Genomic DNA, 12,162 nt, shown 5'->3' on the forward strand with positions numbered 1-12,162 from the left:
CTCGAATTCAAACTCCGACAGGAAACAAACGATGTCTATTCGATTCATCGCGGGTGTTGCGCTTGCCGCGTCCACCTTCGGGCTGCTCGGATGCTCGAGCTTTCCCAGTACGTACGGCTTGGACGCGGGCAGCGCGTCGATGGTCCGTCAGACTTGCAACGAGATCATGGGGCTGCGCACCGGGCCTGAGTTCGAAGCATGCGGCGGCAGCCTCGCCGATACGGTGCGTTCCCTGCAGGACGCCAATCTGACCCTGCAAGCCGATCAAGCCTGCTCGGAACAAGGGCTGGTGCGCGGCACGGCGGAACAGGCGAAATGCGTCGTGAAGTTCAGAAGGGCGGCGCAGAGCTCCGTGGTTGCGAATGCGGATGCGGCGACCGTTCCCGCCGCGGAACCCTGGCAGTCTTACTTCAGCATGAGCCAGTCGCAGCAGGCAGAGCGTGCAGAGCTTTCCTGCGCGCAGATCGGATTGCATCCGGCCACCAGCGGCTTCTGGGGCTGCGTGAGCGACTTGAGACACTCGATCGTGAACATTCGACCCGACACCATGCCGTAAATCGCAGGACGGAGCGCCGCCGCCGTACACGTCAGAGCCCGGCTCGCGCGACACCGTCGCTACGCGTTATATTGCCATCGATATAGCGTGAATCGAGGGCGTGCGAGAAAATGAATCGTGTGGCGGCGGCGGTGCTCCTGGTTGGTTGGTCAGTCGTGGCGAGCGCGGCGCAGGACGCAAAGCCCTGGCGGCTCGATTCGGCGCTCGACTCGCCGGAGCTGTTCAGCCTCGGCGGGTCGTATCGGGTTCGATACGAGACGCTGAATCATCCCTATCGCGCCGGTGCCACCGGCTCGGACGAAATTCTCGTCGGCCGCTTCCTGCTGAATGCCCGGATTACGCTGCAGAACTTCTACGTGAATCTCGAGCTGGAAGATGCGCGTCAGCAGCTCGCCGATTCCGGCACCGCGTTGGGCACGGACTCCGTCAATACTCTCGAACCGCTGCAGGTGCTGGCCGGCATGCGCTTCGACAACGCGTTTGCGCGCGGCGCCCGGCTGGATGTGAGTGCAGGCCGGATGACCATCGACGTTGGCGCCCGTCGCCTGGTGTCGCGTAACAACTTCCGGAACACCATCAATGCGTATACCGGCGTGCACGCTCTTTGGAAGAGCGCCGGCGGTTTCGAAACGCGTGTCTTTTACGTCGAACCGGTGCAACGCAAGCCGTCCGATCTCGCTTCTTTGCTGGACAACGAACAGGAGCTCGATTCGGAAAGCTCGGATGTATCGCTCTGGGGAGTTTTCGGCGCGGCTCCTGAGTTGTTTGGCAACGTGCCGGCCGAGGCTTATTTTTACGGCTTGCGAACGCGCGATCACGCCGGCATACCGGCGGCGGACCGTGACATCTACACGCCGGGCTTCCGCTTGTATAGAACGCCGGCCCCGCGGTCCTGGGACTTCGAGACCGAAGCTGCTTATCAGTTCGGCACTTCCCGCCTGACCGCCGCGGCTATGGACACGAGGGATTTGCAGCATCGCGCCGGCTTTTTCCATGGCGAGATCGGCTACACGTTGAATGGCAGAATCTCGCCGCGACTGGAGCTTTCCTACGATTACGCGAGCGGCGACGACGATCCCACCGACATCGAAAACAATCGCTTCGACACGCTCTATGGCTCCCGACGCTTCGATTTCGGACCGACCGGCATCTACGGTGCGTTCGCGCGAAGCAATATCAACTCGCCGGGCTTGCGCTTCGAAGCCAAGCCGCAGCGGACATTGAGCACAATGGTCGGTTATCGCGCGGTGTGGCTGGCGAGCGCTCGCGACCAGTACACCACGGCACGGCTCCAGGACCGCACCGGTAATTCTGGTGACTTTGTCGGTCATCAGCTCGAGGCGCAGGTTCAATACAACTTGCTGCCGGGGAACGTGGTGCTGGAATTCGGCGGCGCCTACCTGGCGCACGGCGACTTCCTCGAAGCTGCGCCGAATGCGCCGAACGAAGGCGACACGACTTACATCTATGCCTCGGCGATGGCCACTTTCTGAGCGTTAGAAAGATTTGCCGTCCACCGGCTTGCGCTTGATGCCCGCCAGGTCGAGGTCTTCCAGGCAGCGCACATTGATGGCGGCCATCTTGCCGCCCTTGGGATTGGCGCCGATCCCGAACGGCGCGCAGCCGCAGCGCTTGCAGAAGTGGTGCTGGATGACGTGCTTGTTGAAGGTATAGGCGCCCAGGTTCGACGCACCCTTGTTGAGCTGCAACTGCTCGTGCGGGATGAACGTCAGCAGATAACCCTTGCGACTGCAGTGGGAGCAGTTGCATTCCATCACTTCATCGAAGCTGGCTTCGAACTCGAACGCGATGTCGCCGCAATGGCAGCTGCCGGTGTATTTCACGATGTCGCTCCCTTATTGAAAGACCTGGGTCGGAGAGTAGTCCTGTACTGTCAGCACGCGGTCTTCGATGTTGCCGACCAGCTGACCGTGCTGTGCGGCGGTCCGCTTCTTGATCGCGGCCCATTCCTGGTCGGCCATGAATTTTGCCCAGCGATCGGTCAGAGTCGCCCGATCCGGCCACTGTAACAAGTAAACGAATTCGGTGCGGCCCTCGTGCCGGGTTTCCCATTGCGCAACGATCTTGAAGTCGTACTTCGCCATGATGCGCATGGCGTGATCGCGGAAGCGTTCGTGGAACGCTTGTTTGTTGTTGTCGAAGATCTCGTAGATGCGCAGCTGATGAACTGCTGGTTGCTGCTCGGACGCCGCTGCCAGCTGCGGGACATTTGCAAATACGAGTGCCGCGGCAAATGTCAGGGCGGTGCGTCGCAGGAATTCCATCGCCATTGCCATCTCCTTGTGTGAGGACGCGAATGTTAGCTGCTTCGGCGGACTTCGTCAGGCGCTTGCATGAGCATGGCTTGCAGATTCGCGAGCGTGTCTGCTTCGCTGGCGGGTTTGTCGGCGCGCCAGCGCAGGATTCTTGGAAAGCGCAGCGCGATGCCGGACTTGTGACGAGCCGACGCGGCGATGCCTTCATAGGCCAGTTCGAAAACCTGGCTGGGCTCCACCGAGCGCACGGGACCGAATTTCTCCAGCGTGTGCGCACGAATCCAGCGATCGAGCTGCTCGACCTCCGGATTGCTCAGGCCGGAATAGGCCTTGGCGACCGGCACGAGCTCTTGCTCGCGCCACACGCCGAACGTGTAGTCCGTGTATAGATTCGAGCGCCGGCCTTGGCCGGGTTGGGCGTAGATCATGACTGCGTCGAATGAGTGCGGCTCGATCTTCCATTTCCACCACGCGCCACGTTGGCGGCCGGTGCCGTAGCTCGAATCGAGCGCCTTCAGCATCAAGCCTTCGACATTGCGTTGTCGGGAGTCGGCGCGCGCGCCTGCAAGCTCGTCCCAGGTCGAGCCAATCACCAAGGGTGAGATTTGAAGGAGCGGCGATGCGTCTGCCAGCAACTTTTCCAGATGAGCACGACGTTCTCGCAAAGGCGCCGCGCGCAGATCCTGACCCTCCAGCTCGAGCAAGTCGTAGGCGAGAAACTGCACCGGCACGGTGGCCAGAATCGCGGCAGTGAGCTTCTTGCGGCCGATGCGCTGTTGTAACAACGCGAAGGGCTGAATGCTTCCGTCCTTCCAGGCGACGACTTCACCATCCAGCACGATGCCATCCGGTAGGCGGGCCGCCGCGTCGACGATTTCGGGAAAACGTTCGGTGATGCGTTCCTCGCCGCGCGACCATAGGTGACATTCGCCCGCGCGCCGGATGAGCTGGCCGCGAATGCCATCCCATTTCCATTCGGCCTGCCACGCTTCGCGGTCGCCGAGCTGACTCGGCTCGCCTTCGAGCGGCGACGCCAGAAAGAAGGGATAAGGAACGGCTGGATCGGTCCGGGGGCTCTCGGCTGCATGCAGCCCTTGCCAGAAAAGCGCGCCCGGTTGCCATTCTCCCATGAGCCGGCCCGCGAGCTCGGTGCGCTCGATGCCGGTGACCTCGGCGAGCGCTCGTGTCACCAGCAGTTGCGATACGCCGACGCGCAACTCGCCGGTGAGCAGCTTGTTCAACAGGAAACATTGTCGATACGGCAGCTGGCGCCACCAGCCGGTGATGGACTGGCGCTGAATGTCGTCGTCCGCGTCACGCAATGGGAGCAGGCGATCTTCGATCCAGTCGGCGAGCGGAAGGTCGTCTGCGGTGGCTTCGCTGTGCGCCGTTCCGGCTGTAAGCAGCGCGATCGTTTCGGCTAGGTCGCCGACGGAAGCGTAGGCTTCATCGATCAACCATTCGGGCAGCGCGGCTTCGTCGATCAACCAGCGTTTCAACAAAGCCGGGCCGATGAAACGTTTGAGGCGGCGGCCAGATAATATGTACGTGGCCCATGCGGCGTCGGCCGGCGGCGCTTCGCGAAAATAGCGTGACATGGCCGCGACCTTGAGATTGGTCGACTGCGTCGTGTCGAGCTCTTCGTAGAGTGCGGCGAAGGCTCTCATTGCTGCTCCTCATCGCCGTACGCCGTTTCGAGCGCACTGGCGGAGATGCCCAGCTCGTTCAAGTAGCGAGCGAGGGCGTCGGAGTAGCCATGAGTCAGCAGAATTCTTCGCGCGCCGGTCGCTTTGAATGTTTCGATCAGGCCAGGCCAATCAACGTGGTCTGAAAGAACGAAGCCGCGGTCATAGCCGCGTCGGCGACGATTGCCGCGCACTCGCATCCAACCGGAGCAGAAACCGCTGGAGTGATCGCCGAAGCGTCGCATCCACGGCGAGCCGGCCGCGCTCGGTGGGGCGATGATCAGTGCGCCTTTATAGTCAGTCTTGCGCTCGCCCGTGACCGGGAGGGTGGGGACCATCTCGACGCCTTGCTGTCGGTAGACCTCGGTGAGCACGTTGACCGCGCCATGCAAGTAGACCGTTTCATCGGTGAACGCCCGCAGCTCGGCCAGCACGCGCTGCGCCTTGCCGAGGGCGTAACAGAACAGCACCGACGCGAGTCCGCGTTCGCGATTGGCTCGCCACCAATGGAAAATCTCTTCGACCACTTCGACGGTCGGCTGCCATTGATACACCGGCAGCGCGAAAGTCGCTTCGCTGATGAAGACGTCGCATGCCAGCGGCTCGAACGGCGCACATGTCGGGTCGGGCTGCCGTTTGTAGTCGCCGGACACGACCCAAACCTGGCCTTCGTGCTCGATGCGCAGCTGCGCCGAGCCGAGAATGTGACCGGCAGGATGCAACGAAATTGTCGTCGATCCGAGTTGCAGCTGCTCGCCATATTTCAGCGGCATCGGATGATGGTCCGTTCCGAGGCGATGACGGGCGATAGCCACGCCGGGCTCGGCAACGAAATAACGCGTGCTGCCATGGCGCAGATGATCGCCATGCGCGTGCGTGATGACGGCCGTGTCCACGGGCCGCCAGGGATCGATATGAAATCCCCCGGCCGGACAATAAAGGCCGTTCTCTGTCACGGTCACCAGCGGTGGCGGCATTGCGGACATTTATAGAGCAAGCGCGCCGTCAGGCAGCGAGTTCCCGCGCACGACGCAAGTCATCCACCAAGCGAGAGCGCAGCTGCCCGGCATTCGCCGGATCGGCCCGAAGGATGGCCGATGGATGATAGGTGCATACAATTTGCGCTCCGCTGGCGTGCGGGATTTGCAGCCGGCGCGCGGATTCGATCGAGTCGGTCAGGCCCGCGAGGGCGCGTAGTGCCGACGCGCCGAGGGCGACGATGATGCGAGGCTTGACCTGCGACACTTCGGCGTCGAGCCAGTGGTTGCATGCGGCCACTTCGGTCGTGGTTGGCCGCTGATGCAATCGACGCTTGCCGCGCGGCTGCCATTTGAAATGTTTGACGGCGTTCGTGATGTATAGCTCGCCGCGTTCGAGGCCGGCGGTTGTCAGTGCGGCGTCGAGCACCCGGCCTGCGGGGCCGACGAAAGGACGGCCGCGCAGGTCTTCTTCATCGCCGGGCTGTTCGCCGACCAGCATGATGGTCGCCGACGTAGAGCCTTCGCCGGGAACGGCTTGGGTCGCGTGACGCCAGATGTCGCATCGGCGACAGGCGGAAGGTCCGCCGGAATGATCTGGTAAGTCTGCCAGTGCACGCTGCATGGCCCGAGCCTTGGCAAGCTCCATATCCGTGGCTTCGCGCTGTCGTTGGGCAAAGCTCGCCTGGCCATCTCGCAACAGCGTTTGAATCTCGACCGACTCCGGCAAGTTGCGCCAGTACCGCTGCGGCATCTCGCGTCGCATGGCGGGTGGGTTGATGCGAGACACGTTGCAGATGTTCCGATAGTAGGTGCGCCACAAGCCTTCGTGAGCATCCGCTTTGGGCAGCGTCGCCTGGTCCGGCGTCTCGACAAACTGCAATTCGCCGTTCTGCCACAGCGCGGCGCCGTCCGGCGTCGCGATCATCCATTCCATGTTCGGAAACCGCTTGCAGAAGAACGCCACGCCCCGACGCAGGATGTCGTGACCCGGCTCGAACCAGGCGTAGTATTTCTTTTCGCCGTGCTCGTCGGCCATTTCGCGAAAGCGAACGAACGCGTGCATCTTGTGCACTTCGCGGTTCACGGCGCTCTCCATTTGCATGGCGTGGTGTACGTCGGGATCGGCAGCGTCTTCCAGAAGGCGCGGCTGTCGCAGCGTACGCCAGGCGAGGCGATACATCAGATCCCAGCGGCCGTCGTGACGATAGCAACCGATCGCTTCGAGCAATTCGATCAGCTGTCGTGACAATCGCAAAGATGTGGGGCCTGCCGCCGGCATGGCGGAGCCGTTGGATATCAATGGCTCGAATTGTCGGCCAACGCGCCACTCCATTTCCTCGGGCGCGATGCCGGCAGACAACAGCGGGCGCGCTACATCGCGCCATTGCGTGAATTCCTGTACGCAGGCTGAGTACATCGTCAGAACAAAGATTGCTGTTCGGGCGCGCCGATCAATGCACGGCGCAGCCCGTCGGAGCTGCGATCGCTTTGCCGCGGCCGATAATCGGCCGTGCAAATGAAATGGCGGGCGCGCTTCAGCGTTGCGCCGAGCGTTTTCAGGTCCTCGTAACGCAGCTGGCGATGGCGCCGCGAGCTGATGATGCGATCGATCACTCGCACACCTAGCCCTGGCACTCGCAGCAGCAGATGGCGATCGGCTGTGTTTACGTCCACCGGGAATTGATGACGATTCGCCAGGGCCCAGGTCGTCTTGGGATCCACGCTCAAATCGAGTTTGCCACCTGGCATGGACTGCGCCAGCTCGCCGACCGAGAACTCGTAGTAACGCATCAACCAATCGGCCTGATACAAGCGATGCTCGCGCATCAGCGGCGGCGCGCGATTCGGCAGGCGTGCCGAGGCACGTTGAATGGGGCTGAATGCCGAGTAATAGATTCGGCGCAGCTTGTACGAGCGATACAGCGTGTCTGCCGTCTCGATGATGGACGCATCGGAGCTGTCGTCGGCGCCGACGATGAGCTGCGTGCTCTGGCCCGCGGGAGAGAAGCGCGGGGCCGTCGCCCCGCCGTCCGCTTTTTCGTCAAGCTTGAGTCGAATCTCGCCCATGGCGCGCTTGATGGAGACATCGCTTTTTTCCGGCGCCAGCGTTGTCAGCGCTTCACGCGTCGGCAGTTCGATGTTGACGCTCAAGCGATCGGCGTAGCGACCGGCGGCCTCGACCAGCTCGGGGCTCGCCTCGGGAATGGTCTTCAAATGAATGTAGCCGCGAAACTCGTGCTCTTCGCGCAGCGTGCGCGCCACTTCCACCAGTTGTTCCATCGTGTAATCGGCATTGCGGATGATGCCGGAGCTGAGGAACAGGCCTTCGATGTAGTTGCGTCGATAGAAATAGAGCGTCAGGTCGACCACTTCCTGCGCCGAGAAGCGTGCTCGTGGGATGTCGCTCGAGCGGCGGTTGATGCAATACAGGCAGTCGTACAGGCAGAAGTTGGTCAGCAGGATCTTCAGCAGAGACACGCAGCGACCGTCGGGCGTGTAGCTGTGACAGATGCCCATGCCCGTGGTCGAGCCCATGCCTTTGCCCGGAGCGGCGCTGCGTTTGGGCGCACCGCTGCTGGCGCACGAAGCGTCGTATTTGGCGGCATCGGCCAGGATGGCGAGCTTGGTCTCCAGATCCATGTCTGGCTGTATATACAGCTCATGGGCATGGCGCAAGGCCGGCGACGCCGCTGTCAGGGGAACGTCTTCAACTCACAAAAAACTGACAGCTTTCAGCGTTGGAACTTGGTGGACAGGACGATGGAAGAGGTGGTGCGTTCGACGCCGTCCAGTTCGCCGATCGAGTCGATCAACTCGTCCATGTCGGTGATGGAATCGGTGACGGCCAGCGCCATCAGATCGAATGCGCCGCTGACGGCCTGCAGAACGCGCACGTCTTTGAGCTTGCGGACTTCGCGCTCGACCTGGCTTGCATGCTTCGGCTTCACCGTGATCATGACGTAGGCATGCACGGCGCCGCGCTCCTGCGTCTCCGACAGGCGCACCGAATAGCCCGTGATCACCTTGGATCGCTCCAGCCGTTCCAGCCGGCTCTGCACGGTCGTGCGCGACAGCCCGAGGCTGCGGGCGAGGACGGCGGTCGGGGCGCGAGCGTTCTCGCGCAACAGCGCGATCAGTTGCTGGTCGATGGAGTCGAGAGGTTGCGGGCGCGGCTTCATGCGAAAACGATCATGCCTTCGGCGAAATGACGAACGGAACCGACAAAACGCCGAAACATTGCCGGCTGCTCGGCGCTTTGGCAATACCCGTTGATGCCGGGGCTGCCGACAATGCCCCGCATGAAACACATTGTCGTTGCAGGCGCCGGCAAGATCGGCGTCACCATTGCCGATATGCTCGCCGCCAGCGGCGACTATCGCGTCACCCTGGCGGATCGCGCGGTCGGCCGCTTCGACGGCCTGAACCCGTCCATCGCCACCAAGGCGGTCGACGTTACCAATCCGCGCGAGCTGAGCGATCTGCTGAAGGGCAGCTTCGCGGTGCTGAGCGCGGTGCCGTTCAATCTGACCGGCGACATCGCCGTCGCGGCCAAGGAAGCTGGCGCTCACTATCTGGACCTCACCGAAGACGTGGCGACGACGCGCAAGGTGAAGCGCCTGGCGGAAGGGGCGCAGACGGCGTTCATTCCCCAGTGCGGCCTGGCTCCCGGCTTCATCACCATTGCCGCTTACGATCTGATCCGTCGCTTCGATACGCTGCATGACGTGCGCATGCGCGTCGGCGCGCTGCCAAAGTTTCCCTCGAATGCGCTCAATTACAACCTGACGTGGAGCACCGAAGGGCTGATCAACGAGTATTGCGAGCCCTGCGAAGCCATCGTCAACGGCGAGCGCCGCGAAGTGCCGCCGATGGAAGAGCTCGAGGAGTTCGCGCTCGACGGCGTGACTTATGAGGCGTTCAACACGTCCGGCGGCCTGGGTTCGTTGTGCGAGACCTTGAACGGCAAGGTGCGCAATCTGAACTACCGCACGATTCGTTATCCCGGTCACGCAGCCATCATGAAGGCGCTGCTCAACGATCTACGCTTGCGCGACCGTCGCGATGTGCTCAAGGACATTCTGGAGAACGCGCTGCCGGCGACGCTGCAGGATGTGGTGATCGTGTTCGTCACGGTCAGCGGCAAGCGCAACGGCCAGCTCGTGCAGGACACGTACGCGAACAAGATTTACAGCGCGGAGATTGGCGGCGTCATGCGCAGCGCGATTCAGATTACGACGGCGGCGGGGATCACGGGCGTGCTCGATCTGCTCGCGACTGGGAAGATCGCCGATCGCGGCTTCATTCGGCAGGAAGATATCGATTTGAATGTGTTCCTGGCGAATCGCTTCGGGCGCGCCTACGCGCCCCGCTAAAAGGTTTACTAAGTATGGCGCCGCCTTCGGCGGCGCCGAAGCCTCGAAGCGATGCCGCCGGTGCCGGCGACGCCGAAGTTCAATAGCGCGATCGCCTGTTCCGGCGGCGCTTTATCAGGAATAACTCATGACTAATTTGACCGTTGTCCAAGACGTGGCCGCGACGCTGTCGCGGCTCGGTGTGGCGGCTGAGCGTGTGAGCGGCGGCAGTTTGATCGCGCGGTCGCCGATCAGCGGTGACATCGTGGGGCGGCTGACCGAGTGCACCGCTCAAGAAGCCGACGAGCAGATCGAACGCGCACATCAGGCGTTCGTTGCGTGGCGCGCAGTGCCAGCGCCGAAGCGTGGCGAGCTCGTGCGCTTGTTTGGTGAAGAACTACGCGCGGCGCGTGAAGATCTGGGCCGTCTGGTCACGCTCGAAGCGGGCAAGATCCTGTCCGAAGGGCAGGGCGAAGTGCAGGAGATGATCGACATTTGCGATTACGCGGTCGGTCTGTCGCGGCAGCTGTTCGGTCTGACGATTGCGTCCGAACGCGCCGAGCACCGTTTGATGGAGAACTGGCATCCGCTGGGCGTCGTTGGCGTCATCTCCGCATTCAACTTTCCAGTCGCCGTGTGGGCGTGGAACGCAACGCTGGCGCTGGTTTGCGGCAACTCCGTCGTGTGGAAGCCGTCGGAAAAAACGCCGCTGACCGCGCTTGCCGTGCAGACACTGTTCGAGCGTGCGGCTGCAAAGTTCGGCGGTGTGCCGGAAGGACTGTCGACGTTGCTGATCGGCGGTCGCGCAGTCGGTGAAGTTCTAGTCGATCACCCGCGCGTGCCGTTGGTGTCGGCAACCGGCTCGACGCAGATGGGCCGCACGGTTGCGCCGAAGCTCGCAGCTCGATTCGCTCGCGCCATCCTCGAATTGGGCGGCAACAACGGCGCGATCGTTTCTCCAACCGCCGACATGGATCTCGCGCTGCGCGCGATCGCATTCGGCGCGATGGGCACGGCAGGCCAGCGTTGCACGACTCTGCGACGCTTGTTTGTTCACGCCTCCGTGTATGACGATTGCGTGTCTCGACTGAAGAAAGTGTACGAGTCGGTCGCGATCGGCGATCCACGGCGTCAGGATGTTTTGATCGGCCCGCTGGTGGACAAGCAGTCCTATCAGGCCATGCAGCAGTCGTTGCAACAGGCCAGCGCCATCGGCGGCAAGATCGTCGGCGGCGTGCGCGTTGCGCCGGAGTTGGGCGACGATGCTTACTACGTTCGCCCCGCGCTGGTCGAAGTGAGCTCGCAGGACGATGGGGTGCGTCGTGAGACGTTCGCTCCCATCCTGTACGTGATGAAGTACGAGAACCTGCAGGAAGCCGTTCGTCTGCACAACGACGTGCCGCAGGGCTTGTCTTCGTGCATCTTCACCAACGATCTGCGCGAGGCGGAATACTTCCTGTCGGCGCTTGGTTCGGATTGCGGGATCGCCAACGTCAACATCGGCCCTTCGGGCGCCGAAATCGGCGGCGCGTTCGGCGGCGAAAAAGAAACGGGCGGCGGTCGCGAGGCCGGCTCGGATTGCTGGAAAGGCTACATGCGCCGTGCGACCAACACGGTCAACTACGGCTCACGCCTGCCGCTGGCGCAAGGTGTGAAGTTCGATATCTGAGCTGACTCGAGGCGGCGCTAGGATTGGCGCCGCCAGACGAGCAGCCGGTTGTTGGCCGGCATCGTGTGATCCTTCACGAGCCTGCAGTCGATGTTCTGCGCCAACCGGTCGACGGCTTCGAAATCACGAATGCCGCTGAGCGCCGAGCGTTGCTTCAGCCAACCATCGAAGTCGCGGTTGCTGTCGCTCGTGTAGGCGCCGTGGTAATTGAACGGACCGTAGACGGCGAGGATGCCACCTGGCTCCAGCACACGCCCCACCCCTGAGAAGAATTGCTCCACCGCCGGCCACGGCATGATGTGCAGCGAGTTCGCGCTGAAGATTGCGTCGAAGCGCGCGTCGGGCCACTTGCCTGTGACATCGAGTGTGAGTGGCGGCGGCAGATTCGGCAAGGCTGCTTCGTCCAGCCACATCCGGATGCCGGACAAATTCTCTTCGACATCCGATGTTTGCCAGAGGGCATCGGGAAATGCCGGTGCGAAATGCACAGCGTGCTGTCCGGTGCCGCTGCCGAGCTCCAGCACGCGGCGTCGATCTGGAAAATATTCGCGCAGGACTGCGAGGATCGGACCTTGATTGCGCTCGCAAGCGGGCGCGAAGGGTTTGGAGGAGGTCATGACGGGCTGGACTCGGGCGCAGTGTTC

At 62.5% G+C, this 12,162-nt stretch carries 12 protein-coding genes; 4 read left to right on the top strand and 8 right to left on the bottom strand.

Annotation, left to right across the window (positions count from 1 at the left end; translation table 11 throughout):
* Positions 1 to 31 precede the first annotated feature (31 nt).
* Positions 32 to 556: a hypothetical protein gene (locus GYH35_RS32695; protein ID WP_161815441.1), complete on the top strand. Its 525-nt coding sequence runs from the start codon at positions 32 to 34 to the stop codon at positions 554 to 556.
* Between the two features lie 110 nt (positions 557 to 666).
* A complete protein-coding gene (locus GYH35_RS32700; RefSeq protein ID WP_161815440.1) occupies positions 667 to 2,049 on the top strand; it encodes an alginate export family protein in 1,383 nt (460 codons plus the stop codon).
* 3 nt (positions 2,050 to 2,052) lie between these two features.
* Here the strand turns inward: GYH35_RS32700 and GYH35_RS32705 are convergent, their stop codons facing one another.
* From GYH35_RS32705 to GYH35_RS32735, 7 genes are all read right to left on the bottom strand, one after another.
* Entirely contained in the window at positions 2,053 to 2,400 is a 348-nt protein-coding gene (locus GYH35_RS32705; RefSeq protein WP_202624945.1) for a GFA family protein, read from the bottom strand.
* Positions 2,401 to 2,412: 12 nt separating this feature from the next.
* Positions 2,413 to 2,847: an NIPSNAP family protein gene (locus tag GYH35_RS32710; protein ID WP_161815439.1), complete on the bottom strand. Its 435-nt coding sequence runs from the start codon at positions 2,845 to 2,847 to the stop codon at positions 2,413 to 2,415.
* A gap of 29 nt (positions 2,848 to 2,876) precedes the next feature.
* The gene (locus GYH35_RS32715) at positions 2,877 to 4,499 is read right to left on the bottom strand and encodes an ATP-dependent DNA ligase (RefSeq protein ID WP_161815438.1); all 1,623 of its coding nucleotides are present in this window, start codon (positions 4,497 to 4,499) and stop codon (positions 2,877 to 2,879) included.
* Positions 4,496 to 5,503 (bottom strand): ligase-associated DNA damage response exonuclease, encoded by a 1,008-nt coding sequence (locus tag GYH35_RS32720; RefSeq protein WP_161830561.1) that lies wholly within the window; start codon positions 5,501 to 5,503, stop codon positions 4,496 to 4,498. The genes GYH35_RS32715 and GYH35_RS32720 overlap by 4 nt, the downstream gene beginning before the upstream one ends.
* A 19-nt stretch (positions 5,504 to 5,522) precedes the next feature.
* Positions 5,523 to 6,914 carry a UdgX family uracil-DNA binding protein gene (locus GYH35_RS32725; RefSeq protein WP_161815437.1) on the bottom strand — a complete coding sequence of 464 codons (1,392 nt, stop codon included), beginning with the start codon at positions 6,912 to 6,914 and terminating at the stop codon, positions 5,523 to 5,525.
* Positions 6,915 to 6,916: 2 nt separating this feature from the next.
* Positions 6,917 to 8,137 carry a putative DNA modification/repair radical SAM protein gene (locus tag GYH35_RS32730; protein WP_161830562.1) on the bottom strand — a complete coding sequence of 407 codons (1,221 nt, stop codon included), beginning with the start codon at positions 8,135 to 8,137 and terminating at the stop codon, positions 6,917 to 6,919.
* Positions 8,138 to 8,229: 92 nt separating this feature from the next.
* Entirely contained in the window at positions 8,230 to 8,676 is a 447-nt protein-coding gene (locus GYH35_RS32735) for an Lrp/AsnC family transcriptional regulator (RefSeq protein ID WP_161815435.1), read from the bottom strand.
* 174 nt (positions 8,677 to 8,850) lie between these two features.
* On the opposite strand from GYH35_RS32735, the gene GYH35_RS32740 reads away from it, so the two are divergent.
* The gene (locus GYH35_RS32740; RefSeq protein ID WP_407700241.1) at positions 8,851 to 9,870 is read left to right on the top strand and encodes a saccharopine dehydrogenase family protein; all 1,020 of its coding nucleotides are present in this window, start codon (positions 8,851 to 8,853) and stop codon (positions 9,868 to 9,870) included.
* Between the two features lie 127 nt (positions 9,871 to 9,997).
* Positions 9,998 to 11,518 carry an L-piperidine-6-carboxylate dehydrogenase gene (gene amaB, locus GYH35_RS32745; RefSeq protein WP_161830563.1) on the top strand — a complete coding sequence of 507 codons (1,521 nt, stop codon included), beginning with the start codon at positions 9,998 to 10,000 and terminating at the stop codon, positions 11,516 to 11,518.
* A gap of 17 nt (positions 11,519 to 11,535) precedes the next feature.
* On the opposite strand, the gene GYH35_RS32750 is transcribed toward amaB, so the two are convergent.
* A complete protein-coding gene (locus GYH35_RS32750) occupies positions 11,536 to 12,135 on the bottom strand; it encodes a DUF938 domain-containing protein (RefSeq protein ID WP_161815432.1) in 600 nt (199 codons plus the stop codon).
* Between the last annotated feature and the right edge of the window lie 27 nt (positions 12,136 to 12,162).

This window comes from Steroidobacter agaridevorans (assembly GCF_009932555.1).
Lineage (GTDB): Bacteria > Pseudomonadota > Gammaproteobacteria > Steroidobacterales > Steroidobacteraceae > Steroidobacter > Steroidobacter agaridevorans.